This is a genomic window from Croceicoccus pelagius, assembly GCF_001661915.1.
GTDB lineage: Bacteria > Pseudomonadota > Alphaproteobacteria > Sphingomonadales > Sphingomonadaceae > Croceicoccus > Croceicoccus pelagius.
The window spans coordinates 199,172-219,994 of sequence record NZ_LYWY01000032.1 but is presented as its reverse complement, the minus strand read 5'-3'; the positions used below and the strand labels follow the sequence as shown (position 1 = coordinate 219,994).

The following is a 20,823-nucleotide window of genomic DNA, read 5'->3' as shown; positions in this document are numbered from 1 at the left end:
TGTCGGCGGCAGGTCAGCCGTCCAGCGCCTCGACCTCTTCGGCCAGCGCCAGCCAGCGTTCTTCGGCGGCGTCCTTTTCGGTTCGCTTGTCTTCCAGCGCTTTGCTCAGCTTCGCGAACTTCGCAGGGTCGCTGGCGTAAAGATCGGGATCGGCCAGCGCTTCCTCGTCGGCGATAATCGCGGCCTCCAGTTCCTCGATCCTGCCGGGCAGCAGGTCGTAGTCGCGCTGGTCCTTGTACGACAGCTTCGTTTTTTTCTGCGGCGGGGGAGGGGGAGTCGGGGCCGCTGCCTTCTTCGCTTCTTTCGCAGAGCCTGCCGGCTTCTTGCGCTTCGCTTCCCAATCGGCATAGCCGCCCGCGATGACGTCGACCGTGCCGCTGCCATCAAGGCCCAGCGTGATCGTCACCGTCCGGTCGAGGAAGTCGCGGTCGTGGCTGACGATGAGGACGGTGCCGTCATAGTCGGCGATGACTTCCTGCAGCATGTCGAGCGTTTCGAGGTCGAGATCGTTGGTCGGCTCGTCCAGCACCAAGAGGTTCGAGGTGCGCGCGAATTCGCGGGCAAGCAGAAGCCGCGAGCGTTCGCCGCCCGACAGCGTGCCGACCCGCGCATCGACCAGCGAAGGGTCGAACAGGAAGTCTTTCAGGTAAGCCTGAACGTGCTTGCGAACCCCGCGCACGTCGACCCAGTCGCCGCCTTCTGCCAGGATGTCGCGCATCCGCTTTTCATCGCTCAGCAGGCTGCGCTGTTGGTCGATCATCACGCCGTTCAGCGTCTTGGCCAGCGTGACGGTGCCGCTGTCCGGCTCAAGCTCGCCCGTCAGCATCTTCAGCAGCGTGGTCTTGCCCGCGCCATTGGCCCCGACGATGCCGATGCGGTCCTGCCGCTGGATGCGGAGGTTGAAGTCCTTGATGATCGTGCGGTCGCCAAAAGACTTGGTGACATGCTCTGCCGTGATGACCGACTTGGTCTTGGTGTCGTCGGCCACGACCGCCATCTTCGCCGTGCCTTGCGGGCTCAACATCGCGGCACGCTGGGCGCGCATTTCGTGGAGCTTTTCAAGCCGGCCCATGTTGCGTTTGCGCCGCGCGGTGACGCCGCGTTGCAGCCAATGGTTCTCCAGCTTCAACCTTGCGTCCAGCTTTTCCGCCGCCCGCGCTTCCTCGGCATAGACCTGCTCTTCCCATGCCTCGTACCCGCCAAAGCCGATTTCCCGGCGGCGCAAGTTTCCGCGATCGAGCCAGAGCGTCGCATTGGTCAGGCGGGTGAGGAAAGTACGGTCGTGGCTGATGACTACGAATGCGCCGTTGAAGCGGTTGAGCCACGATTCCAGCCAGTCGATTGCACCAAGGTCGAGGTGGTTGGTCGGCTCGTCCAGCAGCAGCAGGTCGGGCTCCATCGCCAGCGCCCGCGCAATCGCGGCGCGGCGACGTTCGCCGCCGCTGGCGCTTTTGGCGTTGCGGGTCATGTCGATGCCGAGCTGTCCGGCGATTGCTTCCACCTCGTACTGCTCCGGCGCGTCCTTGCCCGCCAGAGCGTAGTCCATCAGCGTGTCGTATTTCGCGACGTCGGGTTCCTGTTCCAGCATGACGACCTTCACGCCGGGCTGGATCGAACGTTTGCCGCGGTCGGCCTCGATCTCGTTGCCGATCAGCTTCAGGAGTGTCGTTTTGCCTGCGCCGTTGCGCCCGATGAGCGCCAGCCGGTCGCGCGGACCGATGTGGAGGTCGAGGCCACCGGACGCGGTAGGGCTGTCGGGGCCGCCGAACAGCCAGCCGCCACCCTGCTGCAGGCCTAGGCCTTCCCATGAAAGGATCGGAGGTTGTGCCATGTTGCGTGGCGACTAAAGCGATTTCGAGCGGGATGAAAGCCTTCATCCGGCGCCTTGCGAAATCGCGGCATCGAAAGTTCGCGGCGGGTGAACGAGGCCGCAAGCGATGGTTCAGGGAACAAGCGGCATTCGGGGCGGGTTGAGATGGGAAGGGATTAGAGGAGTAACCCCATGCGCGATATTATCACCATGCCATCCGTCGCTCTTGCCGCTGTGGCAATGGCAGCAACCCCCGCACTTGCCGCCGAAGTCGATATCGAGGCGACCGGCCCCGTCGTCGAACTGCAGGTGAGCCAGCAGGTCGTGGGCGATCCGGACAAGGCGATGGTTGGCGCAGGGGTAACGACACGCGCCCAGACCGCGGTTGCCGCGATGCAGGCGAATGCTGCCCAGATGGACGCGGTGCTGAAGAAGCTGAAGGCGTTGGGCGTGCCGGACAGCCGGGTCCAGACCAGCGGCATCACGCTGAACCCGCAGTACCAGTACAACAACGCCTCGCAGCAGCCGCGCTTCCTTGGCTACGATGCGACAAATACGGTCAGCATCGAACTGCGCGATCTGGAGCGGGTGGGGCCGGTGCTCGACGCTCTCGTTGCATCGGGCGCGAACAACCTCAACGGTCCTACGTGGGGCGTTATCGACGATACATCGCGCAAGGCAGAGGCGCGCAAGGGCGCGTTCGATACCGCGATGGCGCAGGCCCGCGAATATGCGCGTATGGCCGGTTACAGCGACATCCGCCTGCTCGCGATCGAGGAATCGATGGGCTACTCCCAGCCGATGTACGAGCGGGCGATGGCGATCCAGACCGCGTCCGCGCCGCCGCCCCCGCCGATGACGCCGACCCGGCCCGGACAGGTGGCGACGACCGTGGGCCTGACGATGAAGTTCGAACTGGTGAAGTGACTGTCGCCAAGCGGCAACACTTCCCTGCTTTCCGCAGCACGAATACCACATTCACGCCTTGTTCAATGCCATGGGGATAGGCACAGTGCCCACGATGAACCGTTTCACACGCCTTGTCGGGCTCTCGCTGGCCTCGCTTTCATGTCTTGCCATGGTGGTCCCGGCGTCGGCGCAGGGTCGCCGGGACGGGCAGGGTGAGGCGCGCCGCGAACTGCGTGCGGGCAACGTCCAGACGCTTCGCCAGATCGAGAACCGGGTCCTGCCGCAGATGCGCGGCATGGACTATCTCGGCATGGACGAGTTCGTGGCTAACACCTACCGCCTGAAGTTCATCAAGGACGGCCGCGTCGTTTTTGTCGACGTGGACGCACGGACGGGCCGCATCATCAACGTCATGAAGTGAGGGGCCGCCTGGGCGTGCCCCTTTCTTTTCGCCTGCTCGAATCCAAATCCGTTCATCTTGCGCGGACCTTTTCTTGCTCCCATCTGTTCATCTACATGAACAAGCGGGGCACTATGCCCGTTGATGCGGAGAGCACATGCGTATCCTGATCGTCGAAGACGAGCCCACCCTGGGCAACCAGCTCAAGACCACGCTGGAGCAGAACGGCTATGCCGTCGACCTGTCCGTCGACGGTGAGGACGGTCACTTCATGGGTTCGACGGAAGAATATGACGCCGTGGTGCTCGACCTCGGCCTGCCCGAGATCGACGGTTTGACCGTACTGGGCATGTGGCGGCGCGAGGGGCGTAATTTTCCGGTGCTGGTGCTGACCGCGCGTGACAGCTGGTCGGACAAGGTCGCGGGCCTCGATGCCGGGGCCGATGACTATCTGGCAAAGCCTTTCCAGACCGAGGAACTGATCGCCCGCCTGCGCGCGCTGATCCGCCGTGCGACCGGCAACGCCAGTAGCGAGCTGACCGCAGGCGACGTGCGGCTCGATACGCGCTCGGGCCGCGTCACGTTGAAGGGAGAGCCGGTCAAGCTGACGGCACAGGAATACAAGCTGCTGAGCTACCTGATGCACCACAAGGGCAAGGTGGTCAGCCGGACCGAATTGATCGAACACATCTACGACCAGGATTTCGATCGCGATTCGAACACCATCGAGGTGTTCGTCACCCGCATCCGCAAAAAGTTGGGTGCCGACGTGATTACGACGATACGTGGCCTCGGATACAGCCTCGACGATCCCGCCGACCAGCCCCGCGGCTGATCGCCTGCCAGGCGAGGGCGGCGCTGGTGCGCCGTCTTCGGCAGCGGGGGAATCGGGCCCGGGTTCTGCCGTAGGCAAGTACCGCCTGAAGGTCGCGCGGCGACTGGTACGGCCGGAGCGTATCCTGAATGCAGGGCACACCGGATCGCTGTCACGGCGCATGATGCTGATCGCGATCGGCTGGATCGTGTTCCTGCTCCTGATCGGCGGCGTGGCGCTTGATCGAACGCTCTCGGGTCTCATCACCCGCAACTTCGACGAACAGCTCGAATACATGCTTACGGCGATGGTCGCCTCGGCGGAAATCGGCCCGGACGGCGAGGTCTTCTTCTCGCGCCCGCTGGGCGACCAGCGTTTCCTCGAACCGAACTCGGGACTTTATTGGCAGATCACGGGTGAGGGGCACGAGGATTTCCCCTCGCGCTCGCTATGGGACCGAACGCTCGAAGTGCGCCCCAGCGGTCACCTCGAACCGATGGTCTTCGACAGCGTCCAGTTCACCGGCGAACCGCTGCGCGTGATGCAGCGGCCGATCATGCTGCCCGGCAGCGATACGACATGGTGGTTCGTCGTCGCTGCCAGCCGTGAGGAATTGAACGCCCAGATCGCGCGATTCCGGTCGATCCTGTTCTACAGTTTCATCGTGCTGGCGGGCGGCCTGATCATGATGGCAGGGCTCCAGACGTGGCTCGGCCTATCGCCGCTGCGCGGTGTGCGGCGCGCGATCCAGCGCATCCGCGTGACGGGTGAAAGCCGCGTGACCGAACCCTTGCCGCTGGAGGTTCAGCCGATGGTGGAAGAACTGAACGCGCTCCTCGCCCATTCGGAGCGTCAGGCCGAGGAAGCCCGCGCCCATGCCGGCAATCTCGCGCACGCATTGAAGACGCCGCTCACGGTTCTCAATAATGCCGCCGCCGCGCACGCGCCCGATCTCGACGAACTGGTCCAGCGCGAGGCGGCAACGATGCGGCGGCAGGTCGACCACCACCTTGCCCGCGCCCGGGCCGTAGGCCGCCGCGCCACGGGTCTTGCCCGCGCCGACGTGCGCGAAGCGGCAGAAGCGGTCGAGCGTGCGGTGTCGCGCCTCTACCAGCACGTCCGCTTCGATATAGCAGGCGGCGCGGAAGGGGAGACGATCGTCTCGATCGAACGGCAGGACCTCGACGAGATCCTTGGCAACTGTATCGAAAACGCGGCCAAGTACGGCGGCGGCAGTGTCTTCGTGACGGTCGACGCCGAACCAGACAATGCCCGCACTTGCGTCGTCTGGATCGAGGATGACGGCCGCGGCATCCCCGAGGCGGATCGCCAGCGCATCTTCGATCGCGGCGCGCGACTCGATACCGGAAAACCAGGCACGGGGCTCGGCCTTGCGATCGTTCGCGACGTCGTCGAGATATACGGCGGTACCGTCGCGCTGGGCGAAAGCGAGGATCTGGGCGGACTTCTTGTCGAACTTCGCCTGCCGCGCGCTCTAATCAATGACAAATGAGGTGGGAAAGCGAGGTCTCAACACCTCGTTAACTGTTTCCACGATAGAAATGTCTGCGACGAACCGCTAAGATACAGGGGTTGAACCGATGGGCATGGCAATGGCGAAGCTTGACGAACAACGTCGCGCTGACCGCGTTTCAGTCCGCCTCGTCACGCATGATGCGGTCGGGGACTACCCGCTTACGCTCATCAACCTCTCGACTTCCGGAATGATGCTTTCCAGCCCGCGCGCGTTGCGCGTTGGCGATACGGTTCAGGTGGACCTGCCGACGATCGGTTCGACGTCAGCCGAAGTCATGTGGCATGACGCCGACGAATACGGTTGCCGCTTCTTCGCACCGATCCCGGTGTCGGTGGTGGACGATGCCGCGCGCCGGACCCGGTCGATGCAGACCCGTCCGGTCGAAGTGCAACGTCGTCCGATTCGCGAAGTGCGCAGCGAACGCGACGACACGCGCTCGCTCGTCGCGTTGTGCCTGTTTCTCGCCTTAGTAGTGGTAATTTTCTACAGCGTTCAGGCCGTCCTGAACGGCTGATCTTGGCGGCTTTCGCCCAGCCTGCCGAAGTTACTGACCGCGTGCTTTTTCATGGTGGCGGATGACTTCATCGATGATGAAGCGCAGGAACTTCTCCGAGAATTCCGGATCAAGATCGGCGTCCTCTGCCAGCTTGCGCAGGCGGGCGATCTGGTTCTTCTCGCGGTCGGGATCGGCAGGCGGCAGTTCGGTCTGCGCCTTGTATTCGCCCACGGCCTTGGTGATGCGGAAGCGTTCGGCAAGGATGTGGACCAGCGCGGCATCGATATTGTCGATGCTCTTGCGAAAACCGGCCAGGACCTTGTCCGGCGCGCCTTGCTGTTCGTTCGATCCGCTCATGGGGGCAGGCCCCTAGCAAAGCGTAGCGGTCAGAGGCAAAACAAAACGGTGCAAGGCACAACGGGCGAAACGCTGTGGCACACAACGGATCTGGCCCAAAGCTCTTGCCATTCCGCGCTGCAGCGCCCAAACGGACGCCCGTGAGTGCGACCGTACATACGATGCCCCGTAGCGAGCCTTCGCTGGCACCTGTCCTGGCCCTGACGGCGGACGGCATGAACTGCGTGAACCAGATCATCCTCGATCGCATGCAGTCGAAAATCCCTTTGATCCCGGCACTTGCCGGACACCTGATCGCCGGCGGCGGCAAGCGGATGCGCCCGATGCTGACCTTGGCCAGCGCGGCGCTGCTCGAATATGAAGGCAATCGTCATCACAAGCTCGCGGCTGCGGTAGAGTTCATCCACACGGCCACGCTGCTGCACGACGACGTCGTCGACGGTTCGGACATGCGCCGCGGCAAGCAGGCCGCGAACATCATTTTCGGCAATCCTGCGGCCGTTCTGGTCGGCGACTTCCTGTTCAGCCGTTCTTTCGAGCTGATGGTCGAGGACGGCAGCCTTAAGGTCCTGAAGATCCTGTCGGGCGCCAGCGCGATTATCGCCGAGGGCGAGGTCGATCAGTTGACGGCCCAGCGCCGCGTCGAAACGAGCGAGGACCAGTACCTGTCGATCATCGGCGCCAAGACCGCCGCGCTGTTCGCCGCCGCCTGCCGCATATCTGCGGTCGTCGCCGAGCGCGATCCGGCGATTGAACAGAAACTGGACGATTACGGTCGCAACCTCGGAATCGCCTTCCAGCTTGTCGACGATGCCATCGACTATGATTCCGAAGTTACCGAAAGCGGCAAGGACAAGGGCGACGACTTCCGCGACGGCAAGATGACGCTGCCTGTCATCCTCGCCTATGCGCGCGGCAGTGCCGAGGAACGCCAGTTCTGGCAGGACGCGATGCAGGGGCGCCGCACCTCGGACGAGGATCTGGCCCACGCCACGTCGCTGATCGCGAAGCACGGCACCGTGGCAGACACGCGCGAACGGGCGAAGCACTTTGCCAACCGCGCCATCGATTCGATCTCCGGCTTTCCGGCGAACGAGGCTCGCGCCGCGATGATCGAAGCGGCGCAGTTCGCGGTTTCCCGCCGCTTCTGATCCGGCCGGGTCCATGACCCTTCCGGTCGAAGCCGTCCTTCCCGACCTTCTCGCCGCGCTGGGCAAGGGCACCGGCGCTGTCCTGATCGCGCCGCCCGGTGCGGGCAAGACCACTGCCGTCGCGCCTGCGCTGATCGGTGAGGACTGGTGCGAGGGGCAGGTCCTCCTGCTCAGCCCCCGCCGCGTCGCTGCCCGCGCCGCCGCCGAACGCATGGCCGAAACGCTGGGCGAAAAGGCGGGCGAGACTATTGGCTATGCCACCCGCATGGACACGCGCGTCGGCAAGGACACGCGGATCGTCGTGATGACGGAGGCCATCTTCGTTAACCGCATCGTCGCCGATCCCGATCTTCCGGGCGTGAGCGCAGTTCTGTTCGACGAAGCGCACGAACGCCATCTCGACAGCGATCTCGGCCTTGCGCTCGCCATCGAAAGCCGTTCGGTCCTGCGCGAAGACCTGCGCATTCTCGTCATGAGCGCGACCATCGACGGCGCGCGTTTCTCGCGCCTTCTGGGTGACGATGCTCCGGTAATCGAGAGCGAGGGAAAGGCCTGGCCGCTGCGGATCGAATGGCTCGGCGCGCGCGCGGAAAAACGGGTGGACGAGGAAGTGGCCAGCGCAGTCCTGACCGCATGGCGCGAGGAAGATGGCGACATCCTCGCCTTCCTGCCCGGCGTGGGCGAGATCGAGCGCGTGCGCGAACGGCTTGAACAGCGCCTGCCCGATGTGCCGATCCTGCCGCTTCACGGACAGGTCGAACCCGCTGCCCAGAGGCTGGCCATACGGCGCAATCCCGATGGCCGCCGCCGCATCGTGCTCGCCACTGCAATCGCGGAAACGTCACTGACACTGGACGGCGTGTCGGTCGTCGTCGATGCGGGCTTTTCGCGCAGCGCCGAGTTCGACATCGCCGCCGGCACCAGCCACCTCGTCACCCGCCGCGCCAGCCGCGCCGCCGCCGCCCAGCGAGCGGGCCGCGCCGCGCGGCAGGGGCCGGGCGTTGCCTATCGCCTGTGGGAAGAGGCGGCCCACGCAGGGCGCCCCGAATTCGACGCGCCTGAAATCGAGACTGCCGACCTCGCCCCGCTGACACTCTCGCTCGCCCGTTGGGGCGAGGCCGATCCGACACGCCTGCCATGGCTGGACCCTCCGCCCGCGCCGGCCCTGGCGGGTGCTCGGGAACGGTTGATGGCGATGGGGGCCCTAGACGATGCGGGCCACATCACCGATTTCGGCGGGAAGCTTTCGGAACTGCCCATGGATCCGGTCCATGCCGCGATGGTCCTGTTCGGGGCGGAGGCGGGGCAGGCCCGCGATGCCGCGCGCATGGCGCTGCTGCTGCAGGAACGCGGCCTTGGCGGGCGGGGAGAGGACTTGTTGCAACGCCTCTCGCGCCTCGAAGGTGAACGCGGGCGCCGGGCCGATGCGGCGCGGCGGCTTGCCGATGGCTGGGCGAAGCGCGCGGAGAAGCTGGTTTCAGGCCAGGCGGCGGGCGGCAATCCTGCGCTGTTCCTCGCCCAGGCGATCCCCGGAAACGTCGCGCGCCGCCGCGATGCCAGCGGCGAGAACTGGCTTTCGGCTTCGGGGCGCGGTTTCACGCTCGATCCCGCGTCGCCATTGGCGCGCGAGGAATGGCTCGCCATCGGCGATGCGCAAGGTCAGGCGAAAGGCGCGCGCATCACGGCGGCAGCGGCCCTGACCACGGCGGAAGTCGAAGCCGCCTTCGCGGACCGGATCGAACGACGCTCGGTCCTGAACTGGAACGCTGCCGAACGGCGTGTCGAGGCGCGGCTGCAAAGGCGACTGGGCGCGATCACGCTGGCGAGCGGGCCGGATCCGAAGCCCGATCCCGACGCGGTGGCGGGAGTGCTGCTCGAAAAGGCGGTCGAGCGGATCGAGGCTATTCTGCCGAAAACGCTGATCGCCCGCGCCGCGCATCTCGGCATCGCAGAGCTTGCGCCCGAAACGCTTGCCGAGAGTGCGGAGGAATGGTTGCTTCCGCTTCTGCACGGGCGGCGCGATCTCGATCTGGCGAAGGGGCCGCTGACCGACGCGCTGCTGGCGCGGGTCGGCTGGAACACGCGTCAGAGGCTCGACACGCTGGCCCCGCGCGAATTCGAGAGCCCTGCAGGCACGCGCCATGCCGTCGACTATGCCGGAGAGAATGCGCCTTCGGTCGAAGTGCGGGTGCAGGCGCTGTTCGGGCTGGATAGCCATCCGATGATCGGCAATACGCCGCTGCTGCTCAACCTCACCAGTCCTGCTGGCCGCCCGATACAGGCGACGCGCGACTTGCCCGGTTTCTGGCGCGGAAGCTGGGCCGATGTCGCCAAGGACATGAAGGGCCGCTATCCCAAGCACCGCTGGCCCGACCGGCCGTGGGAGGAAAAGCCCAGCCTCAAAACCAAGAATGCCTTCAACCGCTGATTTGGGCGCAACCGCTGAATTGGCTCATGTCCCTGCTTGAGCCGCGCAGGCGAATCGCATAACGGTCGCCGGACAGCCGACCCACGAAGGCCGACCCAAAAAGGAACGTCATGCCCGCTCGTATCTATCAGCGTCCGAAGAATGCCATGCAGTCCGGCCGTGCGCGCACGGGCGAATGGGTGCTCGATTTCGTTCCGGCAGAAGCGAAGAAGCCCGATCCGTTGATGGGCTGGGCAGGTTCGGGCGACACGCAGCAGCAGGTACAGCTCAAGTTCCCCGACTGTGACGCGGCTGTCGCCTATGCGGAAAAGTACGGGATCGAGGCGCACGTCGTTCCGACGCCGCCGCGCCGGCTGAAGATCCAGGCCTACGCCGACAACTTCCGCTAAGCGCGGATTACCTGATTAGCTGAAAGAAGCCGGTTCCTGGTCGAGCCGGCCGACCGGGCCTACGCGCCAGGTGATCTTGCCTTTCTGAAAGGCGGCGCGGCAATCGCTGGCATCGCGGCCTATATCTTCGGCGATCAGTGGTGTGAACGTCATCCCCGGGCCCTCGAAGCGCATATCGTCGCATTCGCCATCACGCGAGAAATCGCCCGAATCGTCGCCCCAGATGATCTCTGCCGCACCCGACAGGCGCATGAACATCGGACTGAGCGTGATTTTGTTGGCGTTAAACGCGGCGCGGCAGTCGCTGGCGTCGTGATAGAGGTCTTCGGCCAGAAGCGGCGTTTGTGTCATGCCTTCGCCGTCGAAACGCAGGTCGTCGCACTCTCCGTCACGGGCGAATTCGCCGGCGTCGTCGCCGAAATCGATACCCTCGAAACTGCCGATCGACATGGTAAGCTCCGATTCGGGGGTCGCCATGACGGGCGCGGGCAGAGCAAGCGCCGCAATTGCAGCGGCAGCGATCGGTGCGGTGAAGAGGCGGGTACGCATCGGCGAATTAACCTTTCTGTCCATGGCAACGTGTTACCACGCACCGAAACCAGCCCCAATCAAGGTAACCATATCGCGGCCTTTCTGTTCCGATCTTGGACTTGCGTTCGCGTGGGAAGATCGCCATATCGCCCACCGGGAGTCGGGTGGACGTTCGCGTCCGCCAACCTGGTCAGGTCCGGAAGGAAGCAGCCATAACGGATGGCAGCGGGTCGCCCGGCTCCTTTTTCATCACATCACCGTTCTGTTGCGGACCCGCGCTTTTGCGGGGCTGTGCGTTTGCGGCCAGCGGCGAAACCTTTCACAACTTTCGGCGGATTGAACCCGCCTGACGGTTCGACACCGGCGTCATGCGTGCCTAGATTGACTGCCAATGTCCGATTCACCCGACATTTTCGGCTCCGAAGAGCCTGAAGGCGAAGACCCGAAACCCAGCGCGGCAGAGCTGGAGGCGGCTGGTCAGAACGACCTTTTTGGCGATCCGGCCCCTGTGACGCCTGGTGCACCGCCCGAATCAGCGGCTGTCAGACCGCCCTCAGTCGCGGCTCCCGCTCCTGCGGCGCAGCCCTATCGCGTGCTGGCGCGCAAGTATCGTCCGCAGACTTTCGATCAGCTGATCGGGCAGGACGCGATGGTCCAGACGCTGGCCAACGCGATCAAGCGCGACCGGCTTGCCCATGCCTTCCTGATGACCGGCGTTCGCGGGGTCGGCAAGACCTCTACCGCGCGCCTCATCGCCAAGGCGCTGAACTGCATCGGCCCGGACGGGCAGGGCGGCCCGACGATCGATCCTTGCGGCGTGTGCGAACCGTGCCGCGCCATCGCCGAAGGCCGCCATATCGACGTGATCGAGATGGACGCGGCAAGCCACACCGGCGTCGACGATGTGCGCGAAATCATCGAGGCAGTGCGCTATGCCGCGGTCTCGGCCCGCTACAAGATCTACATCATCGACGAAGTCCACATGCTGTCGCGCAACGCGTTCAACGCGCTGCTCAAGACGCTTGAGGAGCCGCCCGCGCATGTGAAGTTCCTCTTCGCGACGACAGAGGTGGACAAGCTGCCGGTCACGGTCCTCTCGCGCTGTCAGCGGTTCGACCTTCGCCGCATCACCGCGCCGATGCTGCGCGAACACTTCGCCAGGGTCTGCGACGCAGAAGGCGTGACGGCAGAGGACGAGGCGCTGGCCATGGTCGCCTCGGCCGCCGAAGGGTCCGTGCGCGACGGCCTTTCCATCCTCGACCAGGCCATTGCCCATGCCGACATGGCGAGTGAGGGCGAAGGCACGCACGTCACCGCCGAACAGGTCCGCGACATGCTTGGCCTTGCCGACAAGGGCGTGCAGCGCCGCCTGCTTTCCGCAATCCTGACGGGTAACGGCCCCGAGTTGCTCGACGTTCTTGACCGGCAGTATTCGCTGGGCGTGGAACCCATCGCGGTCATGCGCGGGCAAATGGACCTCGTTCATCGTATTGCGCTGACACAACTCGGCAAGGGTCAAGCCGACGGGCCGAGCGCCGAAGAGCGCGAGGAACTGACCGGCTGGGCGCAGAAGTTGGGTCCGGCGCAGGTCCACCGGATGTGGCAATTGTTGCTGAAGGGACACGAGGAAGTGCGTAGCGCGCCCGAACCGATCGTGGCCGCGCAGATGGCGCTGCTTCGCGTGCTGCACGCATCAGACATGCCCGATCCCGGATCGCTGCTTCGCAAGCTGGACGAACTCGCCGCCAATCCGCCTGCGCCGTCAGCCCCTGCCGGCGATGCGCCCTCGGGCGATGCCGCGTCGGTCGCGCAAGTCCCGTCCGGCCCTGCGCCCGACTGGGACCGCCTGATCGCGCAGGTCGAGGCGGCGGGGCGCTTGCAGGTCGGCCAGATCATGACCGACTGGATCCGCGTCGTGGATCTTGCGCCGGGGCGCCTGACTTACCAACTGGCACCCGGTTTCACCGACGATCCGGCCGCCGACCTTCGCGATGCGCTCTACCGCGCAACCGGCGAACGTTGGCAGGTCGACAGGGCCGCGCCTGACCAGGAAGGCACGCCCACGATCACCGAACGCCGCAAGGCCGAGGCAGAGGCGGAAGCGGAAATTGTCCGTAATTCGCCGATGGTGAAGGCCGCGATGGAAAATTTTCCCGACGCCAAGCTGCTCGAGCATGAGCGGGACCAGCGTAGGGCCTGATGTCGACCGGTGCCCCATGAGTTGGGGCGAAGGCGGCTAGGAAAGGACAAAGACCGATGAAATCGATGGAAGAGATGATCCAGGCTGCACAACAGGCGGCCCAGACGATCCAGAAACAGATGAACGATGCGCAGGCGACTCTCGACGCGATCGAGGTCGAAGGCCAGTCGGGTGGCGGCATGGTCAAGATTCGCTGCACCGCCAAGGGCCGCATCCTCGGCGTGTCGATCGACGACAGCCTGATGGTCCTGTCTGAAAAACAGATGCTGGAAGACCTTATCACCGCGGCTTTCAACGATGCGCGCCAGCGGGCCGACCAGAAGGCGGGCGAGGAAATGGCCAAGGTTCAGCAGAATTCCGGACTTCCCCCCGGTTTCGACCTTTCGAAGCTGGGCCTCTGATCGAAGACGTGTCAGTTTGCTTGTCGTCGGGCGGAAAAACCCCATATCGGGGGAAACGGCGCGAGAAGGGCGAAACCGGTTCGCGCAGACCATCCTATGATGGATGGCATGTGATCGTATCTTTCGGACGGACTCTATGTCGATGAACGAATTTCCCCTGCTGCCCCTGCGCGACATTGTCGTGTTTCCGGGCATGGTCGTCCCGCTTTTCGTGGGGCGTGACAAGTCGGTTGCCGCGCTCGAGGCGGCGATGGCCGGCGACAAGGACATAATGCTTGTCTCGCAGCTCGATCCGGGCTGTGACGATCCGGGCGCGGACGATATGTACGACATCGGCGTCGTAGCCAGTGTCCTGCAACTTCTGAAACTTCCTGACGGCACCGTGCGCGTACTGGTCGAAGGGCAGCAGCGTGCGCGTCTCATCGAACTGGACGACAATGCCGCCTTGCTGACCGGCAAGGTTGAGCTGCTGGATGAAATCACCGCCAGCGGGACCGAAGTTTCGGCCCTGATGCGGCAGGTGCTGGAACAGTTCAACGACTACGCCAAGCTCAACAAGAAGCTGTCGGCGGACGCGGGCGAACAGCTTGGCGAGATCGACGATGCCTCGCGCCTTGCCGATGCCGTCGCCTCGAACATCGCGGCGAAGGTCTCCGACAAGCAGGCGATGCTGACCGAGCGGGACCCGGTGAAACGGCTGGAAATGGCGCTTTCCTTCATGGAAGGCGAACTGGGCGTGCTGCAGGTCGAACGCCGCATCCGCGGGCGCGTGAAGCGCCAGATGGAAAAGACGCAGCGCGAATATTACCTCAACGAACAGCTGAAGGCGATCCAGTCGGAACTGGGCGGCGGCGATGAAGGCGGCGACGAAATCGCCGAACTGGCTGCCAAGATCGAAGGCACGAAGCTTTCGAAGGAAGCACGCGCCAAGGCCGATGCAGAACTGAAGAAGCTGAAGTCGATGCAGCCGATGTCGGCCGAAGCGACCGTCATCCGCAACTACCTCGATGTGCTGCTCGGCCTGCCCTGGGGCAAGAAGAGCCGCCTGAAGAAGGACATCGGCACGGCGCAGGAAGTGCTCGACGCCGATCACTATGCTCTCGACAAGGTCAAGGACCGCATCGTCGAATATCTGGCGGTGCAGGCGCGCACGAAGAAGCTGAAAGGTCCGATCCTGTGCCTCGTCGGCCCTCCTGGTGTCGGCAAGACTTCACTCGGCCAGTCGATCGCGAAGGCAACGGGCCGCGAATTCGTGCGCCAGTCGCTGGGCGGCGTGCGTGACGAGGCCGAGATCCGTGGCCACCGCCGCACCTACATCGGTTCGCTGCCGGGCAAGATCGTGTCCAACCTGAAGAAGGCGGGCACGAACAATCCGCTGTTCCTTCTGGACGAGATCGACAAGCTCGGTCAGGACTTCCGCGGCGATCCGGCCTCGGCCCTGCTCGAAGTGCTGGACCCTGAACAGAACGCGAAGTTCCAGGATCATTACCTCGAGATCGACTACGATCTGTCGGATATCATGTTCGTCTGCACGGCGAACTCGCTGAACCTGCCGCAGCCGTTGCTGGACCGTATGGAGATCATTCGACTCGAAGGTTACACCGAGGATGAAAAGGTCGAGATCGCGCAGCGCCATCTCGTCGACAAGCAGGTTGAACTGCACGGACTGAAGAAGGGCGAGTTTGAACTGACCGAACCCGCGCTTCGCGACCTCATTCGCTACTATACCCGCGAAGCCGGCGTCCGCACGCTGGAACGTGAGATTGCGCGTCTGGCCCGCAAGTCCTTGCGCAAAATCCTCGAAGGCGAAGTGCAGACCGTCACGATCACGCCCGAGAACCTTGGCGATTTTGCGGGCGTGCGCAAGTTCAAGCACGGGATGAGCGACGACGAGAACCAGGTCGGCGCGGTCACGGGCCTGGCTTGGACCGAAGTGGGCGGCGAACTGCTGACGATCGAAAGCGTGACGGTGCCGGGCAAGGGACAGGTCCGCACGACGGGCAAGCTGGGCGAGGTCATGAACGAGAGCATTCAGGCCGCGTTCTCTTTCGTGAAGGCGCGTGCGCCTGCTTACGGCATCAAGCCGTCGATCTTCCACCGCAAGGACATTCACATTCACTTGCCCGAAGGAGCCGTTCCGAAGGACGGCCCCAGCGCGGGCATCGGCATGGTGACGTCCATCGTCTCGACACTGACGGGCATTCCGGTCCGCGCCGACACTGCGATGACGGGCGAAGTCACGCTGCGCGGCCGTATTCTCGCCATTGGCGGGTTGAAGGAAAAGCTGCTCGCCGCGCTGCGTGGCGGCATCAAGACGGTGCTGATTCCGGAAGAGAACGAGAAGGATCTCGTCGAAATTCCGGCCAACATCGTCGAGCGTCTGGAGATAATACCCGTCAGTCACGTCGACGAGGTTCTGGCTCGCGCTCTTTCCGAACCGCTCCACCCCATCGAGTGGAGCGATGAGGACGACATCGCGAGCCAGCCTGCGCCTGTCCACGGCGGAGGTCCGGTCGCGCCGACTGCACATTGATTCTGTTGTTGTACCCTGCGGCCGATGCGGTTGCAGGTGCAACAAAAAGCATGCTGCAGTGCACCATGGATCTGCATGTCAGTCGGATGACGGGCCGTTAACCTCATTTCATCGAAAAAATGGCGGAATTTGCCCGTTTCCGAGCCTATTTGGCTTTGACACGAATGTAAAAAGTCGCTCCATTCCCGCGCATTCGCTCAACGCGATCGGCGTGCGGAGATTCACTCCGCAATCGCCTCCCACGAATTTTAAAACGAAGAACCAAAAGGGGGTCTTTACCAAATGAACAAGAACGAACTCATCGGGACCGTCGCGGAAACCAGCGGCCTTTCGCGCAACGACGCGACGAAGGCTGTCGAAGGTGTGTTCGATGCCATCACCGCCGCCCTTGCAAAGGGTGACGAAGTCCGCCTCGTTGGCTTCGGCACGTTCTCGGTCGCGAAGCGCAAGGCGTCGACCGGTCGCAACCCGCGCACCGGCGAACCGATGACGATCAAGGCCTCCACCCAGCCGAAGTTTAAGGCCGGCAAGGGCCTGAAGGACGCCGTCAACTAAGACGCGTCTTTCGAACCCCTGACAACGGGGTCGCAAAAAGAAAAAGCCGCGCGGGATCATCTCCCGCGCGGCTTTTTCTTTGCCGGTATGCCGACTGCAATCAGTCGAGCGCGATGAGCGCCGTAGGTGCGATCTTGCTGCCAGAAGTGACTTCCCAGCGCAGCACCTGCATGCCGCCGGCCTCTGCCGGGCCATCGTCAGTGTTGTTGGCAAGGATCCGGCCATCGGTGCGGATGGTGAAAGTGCCGTCGGGCAGGACGGCCTTGGGCGCGTCGCCGCCGGCCTGCTTCGAGGCCATGCCCATCATCATCGCCAGGCTCGGGTCGACCATCGAATCGTTGCCGCCAAATCCCGGTGCCTCGATCCGGATGCTGCCGTCGCCGCGCGGGATCGCGACAACGAAAGGCGACATCGTGGGCATCTTCTCGACCATCGGGAAGACGAAGCCGTGCGTCATCTGCCCGCTGACCGCGAAGTCGACGTCATAGACCCCGTTGCCCTTGTGCGAAACGCTGCGGAAACCGGCCTGCTTCGACAGCGAATCCGCCAGCTTCTGCGCGCTTTCCGGATCGGCGGGGTCGAGCCCGCCCATCATCTGGACGAACTGTTCCTTCTCGGCCTTGTCCTTGGCCTGCTCGGCCTCCCACTCTGCCTTCTGCTCGGCGGTTTCCGCAGCCGTGCATTCGGTTTCTTCGAAGTCGTCGTCGTAGCACTCGGCCGCGAATTCCTTGTTCGAACCCATGCGGGCGAGGTCGGAAAGCCCCATTGCGGCGATCTCGCCGTCATAAGTGAACGTGAAGGCCCCGCCCTTCGACAGCGTCAGTTCCGAGGTAAAGGCCCCCGGCGTCAGAAGGCAGCCTGAAAGAAGCAGCGACGAGGCCGCAACGCCCGCCGCGGCAAGCGTGCGCGGCGTAAACAGTTTTCCCATGTATCCCTCCTGTCTATCCCGCCTCCTTACTGGCTGCGGGTTGCACAGGCGTAAAGGGCGATGGCCGCCGCGTTCGAGACGTTGAGGCTTTCGACCGCCGCTTCGATGGGAAGGCGGGCGATCTGGTCGCAGTGCTGGCCGACCTGGTATCGCAGCCCATCACCTTCCGCGCCCAGCACGAAAGCAACGGGGCCGGTGGGCAACGCCTCTGCCAGAGTGACTTCGCCGTCGCCATCAAGCCCGATGCGCCAGTATCCGGCCTCTGCCATTTCCTCCAGCGCGCGCGACAGGTTCACGACACGGATCCAGGGCAGGGTTTCCAATGCGCCGGACGCAGATTTTGCCAGGACGCCCGATTCGGGCGGGGCATGGCGATCCTGCGTCACGATGCAGGCTGCGCCGAATGCCGCGGCAGAGCGCATGATCGCACCGACATTGTGCGGATCGGTCACGTGGTCGAGCACGACGATCGGCGCTTCGGGGCGGGGGGCGCCGAGATCGGCAAGCAGGAGTTCGGGCAGCGGATCGCATTCGATCACGATGTTCTGGTGCGGCGCATCGCGCGATACGAGTCGCGCAAGGTCGGGCGCATCGGCGTATTCGACCCGCACGCCCTCAGGGATTTCGATCTCGCCAGCATCGACCATCTCTTCCAGAAGCTCGCGAACAGCCCAAATGCGCTTTACCTCGCGGTCGGGATTGTTGAGCGCTGCCGTTACGGCGTGCTTGCCCCACAGCCGCACGGCGCCCTTGGTAGCGCGCCCGCTGCCGCGTCCGCCCTGCATGCGTCCCGCGCGTCCGCGCAGTGCGCGTTCCTTGCCCTTCTTTGCCATCGTATTGTTCGCCTTTTTAAATCTTTGCGCGCCTCTAGCGATCACCCCCATTGACAGGCAAGCGCCGCTTCGCCAAATGGGCGCCTCTCGGCCGGACGGGACCTTCGGGTTCTGTCGAACAAAGCGGGGTTTTTACCCCAATTTGCGGCACCGGTGTGGACAGGTGGCCGAGTGGTTAAAGGCAGCAGACTGTAAATCTGCCCGCGCAAGCGTACGTTGGTTCGAATCCAGCCCTGTCCACCACCGTCCTTTCTCAAGACATCCCCGAAAAGCCCTAGAAATCGCAGAAAACCAAGGGTATTATGCTCTACATCGTCCGCATTCGACCGCTTCTGTTTGCTTGCAGCCGAAGCGTAGTGTGGGAGGGGTGTGGGAGTAAAGTGACCTCCTCCCACACTTGGATTCTCCCACAATGGCGGCAAAGATGTGGGAGTAACCGATGGGCAAACTCACGGCGGTTGCGGTCAAGGCCGCTTTGGCGAATCCGGGCACCTATCAGGATGGCGACGGACTGGTCCTCAGAGTCGACAAAAGAGGGGGAGCATATTGGCTCCTGCGAATCCAGCGGGATGGCAAGCGTCAGGATATAGGACTGGGTAGTCCGAAGCTGGTGACACTGGCCGAGGCGCGGGCGAAGGCCGCCGAACTCCGCAAGGCGGTGAAGGTCGAGAAACGCGACGTACTAACGGAGAGGAAGGACGAGGAGGCTGCCAAGGTCACCTTCCGCGAAGCCGCGACCCAATATCATTCAGAAAACGAAGCTGGCTGGAAGAGCGATGTCTATGGTCGGCAATGGCTTGCCAGCCTGGAAAACTACGCCTTCCCGAAACTGGGCGACATGACGACTGGCGGGATCACCGCTGCCGATATCATCTCTGTCCTTACGCCGATCTGGCAGGAAATCCCCGAAACAGCGCGCCAGGTCCGCAACCGGATTTGCGCGGTGCTCGACTATTCCCACGCCAAAGGCTGGCGCTCTACGGAGGCTCCATCGGGCAACAGCAGTCTGAAGGCGGGGCGAGGGCTGCCTAGGCAGATCAAGAAACCGGCAAACCGCAAGGCAATGCCATACGTCGCCGTTCCACCATTCCTGACCGCGCTGCGTCGCAAGCCATCCTATTCGCGTTTGGCGCTCGACCTGCTCATTTTGACCGGCGTTCGCTCGCAGGAAGTGCGACTCGCGAGATGGGACGAATTCGATCTGGACCAGCGCCTCTGGACAATCCCAGCCGAGCATATGAAACGCAGCAGGGCGCACATCGTGCCGCTATCAGAAGCGGCGATGGCGGTCCTTGCGAAGGCAGAAGCAATGCAGATGGAGGGAGCCGAAGTGGTTTTCCCCGGCATGACCGGCAAGGCGATGTCCAACATGACACTGCTCAAGGTCATGCGCGACATGCAGGAGCCTTTCCACGTTCACGGTTTCCGCTCCAGCTTCACCGACTGGGCGGCGAACGAAGGCTTCCCCAATGCGGTTGTCGAAGCGGCACTGGCGCACAAGACGCCTGATGCGGTCCAGGCTGCATATCGCCGCACCACCTATCTCGGCACGCCGGACAATCCAGGCGCGCGGGTGAAACTGATGGAGGCCTGGGGGAGGTATTGTGCTGGTGTAAACGCTTCTGGCAGCTCAGGTGAGCCGGAAGGTGTTGGCGACGGATGATATTCGGGCATATCGTGAGCAATTGATGCCATGAAATTTCGGAATTTTCATTTCAGTAAGGTCGTTGATCTAACATGCCATGTTCGCAGCACCCAACGAAGGACGCCCGAGCCATAACAATGGATTCCGAGGTCTGTTGAGTACGGCATTTTTTGGGGAGGGTTCTACAATGATGCCTGACACAGACATCGATCTCGTCCGAAAAAACTTCAATTTTCGAAGAAAGGTGATTTTCTCGGTCTCTGATCACCTAGAGGAACACGGTCCCGGAGTCTTCGATGTCTCTGAGCTCTCGTATGACAAAGATGTCATCTTGCACGCTTATCTCATCGAAATTGCCACAAATCCGAGCAAGCGCGAGGTTGAGGTTTTTGCAGCAGGAGCGCTTCTATTAGCGAATTTTCAGCCTGGTGTCGGGACGCCGAGCTTTTCGCAAGCGGAAGTTAGTGGGCTTCTTTCGATGCCTCTTTTTGAGGGCGACGAGATTTCGGAGACAGACAAAAAGACAATGGCAAAGCAATTGGCGTTCATGGAAGTCTTCAAAAGGTCATCGAACGAGAGGAAGGAAATTCTCGAAGAAATTCAGAATGCTATGTATCTGAATTCCGCCATTCAGCCGCTCTTTGAAAAAATACGTCGAGGTGCGTGGAGGATCATTCGCCCGTGTTTGCAAGCCCTTTTGTTTGCAGCAGTCCTGATCGCCAGCCTACCCCTGTTGATCCTCCCTCTTGAACGGCGGAAAAACTTTCTTCGCGGTCCGAGCGAATGGATAAACTGGCTTTCAGAGCGACCGAGGTACGAGTGGCACGATATCTGGCTAAGTCTCAAGTGAAAGCTCGCATGTTATGGTTTGCTCGCGAAGGTCTGCGCACTGATCGAGGTAAGAGG

The 20,823-nt window shown here is 63.1% G+C and carries 19 protein-coding genes, 1 tRNA gene and 1 other RNA gene; 16 read left to right on the top strand and 5 right to left on the bottom strand.

The window, feature by feature from the left end; translation table 11 throughout:
- Positions 1-13: 13 nt before the first annotated feature.
- Positions 14-1,831, bottom strand: coding sequence for an ABC-F family ATP-binding cassette domain-containing protein (locus A9D15_RS06660; protein ID WP_066763258.1), 1,818 nt, complete (start codon positions 1,829-1,831; stop codon positions 14-16).
- A gap of 171 nt (positions 1,832-2,002) precedes the next feature.
- Here A9D15_RS06660 and A9D15_RS06655 point away from each other — a divergent pair, with 171 nt between their 5' ends.
- From A9D15_RS06655 to A9D15_RS06635, 5 genes are all read left to right on the top strand, one after another.
- The gene (locus tag A9D15_RS06655) at positions 2,003-2,737 is read left to right on the top strand and encodes an SIMPL domain-containing protein (RefSeq protein ID WP_082924304.1); all 735 of its coding nucleotides are present in this window, start codon (positions 2,003-2,005) and stop codon (positions 2,735-2,737) included.
- Between the two features lie 94 nt (positions 2,738-2,831).
- A complete protein-coding gene (locus tag A9D15_RS06650) occupies positions 2,832-3,140 on the top strand; it encodes a PepSY domain-containing protein (protein WP_066763255.1) in 309 nt (102 codons plus the stop codon).
- A gap of 136 nt (positions 3,141-3,276) precedes the next feature.
- Complete coding sequence (locus A9D15_RS06645; protein ID WP_066763252.1) at positions 3,277-3,954, top strand: response regulator transcription factor; 678 nt, start codon at positions 3,277-3,279, stop codon at positions 3,952-3,954.
- Between the two features lie 160 nt (positions 3,955-4,114).
- Positions 4,115-5,446 carry a sensor histidine kinase gene (locus A9D15_RS06640; RefSeq protein WP_066763251.1) on the top strand — a complete coding sequence of 444 codons (1,332 nt, stop codon included), beginning with the start codon at positions 4,115-4,117 and terminating at the stop codon, positions 5,444-5,446.
- A gap of 100 nt (positions 5,447-5,546) precedes the next feature.
- On the top strand, positions 5,547-5,984 hold the full coding sequence (locus A9D15_RS06635) for a PilZ domain-containing protein (RefSeq protein WP_172807477.1): 438 nt from the start codon (positions 5,547-5,549) through the stop codon (positions 5,982-5,984).
- A gap of 30 nt (positions 5,985-6,014) precedes the next feature.
- On the opposite strand, the gene A9D15_RS06630 is transcribed toward A9D15_RS06635, so the two are convergent.
- Positions 6,015-6,323, bottom strand: coding sequence for a chorismate mutase (locus A9D15_RS06630; RefSeq protein WP_066763248.1), 309 nt, complete (start codon positions 6,321-6,323; stop codon positions 6,015-6,017).
- 161 nt (positions 6,324-6,484) lie between these two features.
- On the opposite strand from A9D15_RS06630, the gene A9D15_RS06625 reads away from it, so the two are divergent.
- The 3 genes from A9D15_RS06625 (at position 6,485) to A9D15_RS06615 (ending at position 10,291) form a co-directional block, all read left to right on the top strand.
- Positions 6,485-7,474 carry a polyprenyl synthetase family protein gene (locus A9D15_RS06625; protein WP_172807485.1) on the top strand — a complete coding sequence of 330 codons (990 nt, stop codon included), beginning with the start codon at positions 6,485-6,487 and terminating at the stop codon, positions 7,472-7,474.
- A 13-nt stretch (positions 7,475-7,487) separates the two neighbouring features.
- Complete coding sequence (hrpB, locus tag A9D15_RS06620) at positions 7,488-9,902, top strand: ATP-dependent helicase HrpB (RefSeq protein ID WP_066763245.1); 2,415 nt, start codon at positions 7,488-7,490, stop codon at positions 9,900-9,902.
- Between the two features lie 110 nt (positions 9,903-10,012).
- Positions 10,013-10,291 carry an ETC complex I subunit gene (locus A9D15_RS06615; protein ID WP_066763236.1) on the top strand — a complete coding sequence of 93 codons (279 nt, stop codon included), beginning with the start codon at positions 10,013-10,015 and terminating at the stop codon, positions 10,289-10,291.
- A 15-nt stretch (positions 10,292-10,306) separates the two neighbouring features.
- On the opposite strand, the gene A9D15_RS06610 is transcribed toward A9D15_RS06615, so the two are convergent.
- On the bottom strand, positions 10,307-10,840 hold the full coding sequence (locus A9D15_RS06610) for a hypothetical protein (protein ID WP_156521676.1): 534 nt from the start codon (positions 10,838-10,840) through the stop codon (positions 10,307-10,309).
- A 135-nt stretch (positions 10,841-10,975) separates the two neighbouring features.
- Between A9D15_RS06610 and ffs the strand changes: the two genes are divergently transcribed.
- The 5 genes from ffs (at position 10,976) to A9D15_RS06585 (ending at position 16,511) form a co-directional block, all read left to right on the top strand.
- Positions 10,976-11,070, top strand: an RNA gene (gene ffs, locus A9D15_RS06605) — signal recognition particle sRNA small type.
- 143 nt (positions 11,071-11,213) lie between these two features.
- Positions 11,214-13,022, top strand: a complete 1,809-nt coding sequence (locus A9D15_RS06600) for a DNA polymerase III subunit gamma/tau (RefSeq protein WP_066763232.1) — start codon at positions 11,214-11,216, stop codon at positions 13,020-13,022.
- A 56-nt stretch (positions 13,023-13,078) separates the two neighbouring features.
- Positions 13,079-13,423, top strand: a complete 345-nt coding sequence (locus A9D15_RS06595; protein WP_066763230.1) for a YbaB/EbfC family nucleoid-associated protein — start codon at positions 13,079-13,081, stop codon at positions 13,421-13,423.
- Between the two features lie 136 nt (positions 13,424-13,559).
- Positions 13,560-15,956, top strand: coding sequence for an endopeptidase La (gene lon, locus A9D15_RS06590; RefSeq protein WP_373283479.1), 2,397 nt, complete (start codon positions 13,560-13,562; stop codon positions 15,954-15,956).
- Positions 15,957-16,238: 282 nt separating this feature from the next.
- Positions 16,239-16,511 carry an HU family DNA-binding protein gene (locus A9D15_RS06585; RefSeq protein WP_066763228.1) on the top strand — a complete coding sequence of 91 codons (273 nt, stop codon included), beginning with the start codon at positions 16,239-16,241 and terminating at the stop codon, positions 16,509-16,511.
- Positions 16,512-16,611: 100 nt separating this feature from the next.
- On the opposite strand, the gene A9D15_RS06580 is transcribed toward A9D15_RS06585, so the two are convergent.
- Both A9D15_RS06580 and rlmB read right to left on the bottom strand, forming a co-directional pair.
- Entirely contained in the window at positions 16,612-17,439 is an 828-nt protein-coding gene (locus tag A9D15_RS06580) for a hypothetical protein (RefSeq protein ID WP_066763227.1), read from the bottom strand.
- Positions 17,440-17,465: 26 nt separating this feature from the next.
- A complete protein-coding gene (gene rlmB, locus A9D15_RS06575; RefSeq protein ID WP_066763226.1) occupies positions 17,466-18,272 on the bottom strand; it encodes a 23S rRNA (guanosine(2251)-2'-O)-methyltransferase RlmB in 807 nt (268 codons plus the stop codon).
- Positions 18,273-18,429: 157 nt separating this feature from the next.
- Between rlmB and A9D15_RS06570 the strand changes: the two genes are divergently transcribed.
- The 3 genes from A9D15_RS06570 to A9D15_RS06560 all read left to right on the top strand — a co-directional run bounded on the left by A9D15_RS06570 (position 18,430) and on the right by A9D15_RS06560 (position 20,767).
- Positions 18,430-18,515, top strand: a tRNA-Tyr gene (locus A9D15_RS06570).
- 196 nt (positions 18,516-18,711) lie between these two features.
- Entirely contained in the window at positions 18,712-19,935 is a 1,224-nt protein-coding gene (locus tag A9D15_RS06565; protein ID WP_066763225.1) for a tyrosine-type recombinase/integrase, read from the top strand.
- A 79-nt stretch (positions 19,936-20,014) separates the two neighbouring features.
- Positions 20,015-20,767 (top strand): hypothetical protein, encoded by a 753-nt coding sequence (locus tag A9D15_RS06560; RefSeq protein WP_156521675.1) that lies wholly within the window; start codon positions 20,015-20,017, stop codon positions 20,765-20,767.
- The last annotated feature ends 56 nt before the right edge of the window (positions 20,768-20,823 follow it).

Excerpts from the sequence above, each read along its gene's own strand:
- A9D15_RS06615 (WP_066763236.1), top strand. The coding sequence starts at position 10,013 with ATGCCCGCTCGTATCTATCAGCGTCCGAAGAATGCCATGCAGTCCGGC.
- A9D15_RS06655 (WP_082924304.1), top strand. The coding sequence starts at position 2,003 with ATGCGCGATATTATCACCATGCCATCCGTCGCTCTTGCCGCTGTGGCA.
- A9D15_RS06625 (WP_172807485.1), top strand. The coding sequence starts at position 6,485 with ATGCCCCGTAGCGAGCCTTCGCTGGCACCTGTCCTGGCCCTGACGGCG.
- lon (WP_373283479.1), top strand. The coding sequence starts at position 13,560 with ATGTCGATGAACGAATTTCCCCTGCTGCCCCTGCGCGACATTGTCGTG.
- A9D15_RS06660 (WP_066763258.1), bottom strand. The coding sequence starts at position 1,831 with ATGGCACAACCTCCGATCCTTTCATGGGAAGGCCTAGGCCTGCAGCAG.
- rlmB (WP_066763226.1), bottom strand. The coding sequence starts at position 18,272 with ATGGCAAAGAAGGGCAAGGAACGCGCACTGCGCGGACGCGCGGGACGC.
- A9D15_RS06580 (WP_066763227.1), bottom strand. The coding sequence starts at position 17,439 with ATGGGAAAACTGTTTACGCCGCGCACGCTTGCCGCGGCGGGCGTTGCG.
- A9D15_RS06565 (WP_066763225.1), top strand. The coding sequence starts at position 18,712 with ATGGGCAAACTCACGGCGGTTGCGGTCAAGGCCGCTTTGGCGAATCCG.
- A9D15_RS06560 (WP_156521675.1), top strand. The coding sequence starts at position 20,015 with ATGTTCGCAGCACCCAACGAAGGACGCCCGAGCCATAACAATGGATTC.
- A9D15_RS06650 (WP_066763255.1), top strand. The coding sequence starts at position 2,832 with ATGAACCGTTTCACACGCCTTGTCGGGCTCTCGCTGGCCTCGCTTTCA.
- hrpB (WP_066763245.1), top strand. The coding sequence starts at position 7,488 with ATGACCCTTCCGGTCGAAGCCGTCCTTCCCGACCTTCTCGCCGCGCTG.
- A9D15_RS06610 (WP_156521676.1), bottom strand. The coding sequence starts at position 10,840 with ATGCGTACCCGCCTCTTCACCGCACCGATCGCTGCCGCTGCAATTGCG.
- A9D15_RS06645 (WP_066763252.1), top strand. The coding sequence starts at position 3,277 with ATGCGTATCCTGATCGTCGAAGACGAGCCCACCCTGGGCAACCAGCTC.
- A9D15_RS06595 (WP_066763230.1), top strand. The coding sequence starts at position 13,079 with ATGAAATCGATGGAAGAGATGATCCAGGCTGCACAACAGGCGGCCCAG.
- A9D15_RS06640 (WP_066763251.1), top strand. The coding sequence starts at position 4,115 with ATGATGCTGATCGCGATCGGCTGGATCGTGTTCCTGCTCCTGATCGGC.
- A9D15_RS06585 (WP_066763228.1), top strand. The coding sequence starts at position 16,239 with ATGAACAAGAACGAACTCATCGGGACCGTCGCGGAAACCAGCGGCCTT.
- A9D15_RS06630 (WP_066763248.1), bottom strand. The coding sequence starts at position 6,323 with ATGAGCGGATCGAACGAACAGCAAGGCGCGCCGGACAAGGTCCTGGCC.
- A9D15_RS06600 (WP_066763232.1), top strand. The coding sequence starts at position 11,214 with ATGTCCGATTCACCCGACATTTTCGGCTCCGAAGAGCCTGAAGGCGAA.
- A9D15_RS06635 (WP_172807477.1), top strand. The coding sequence starts at position 5,547 with ATGGCGAAGCTTGACGAACAACGTCGCGCTGACCGCGTTTCAGTCCGC.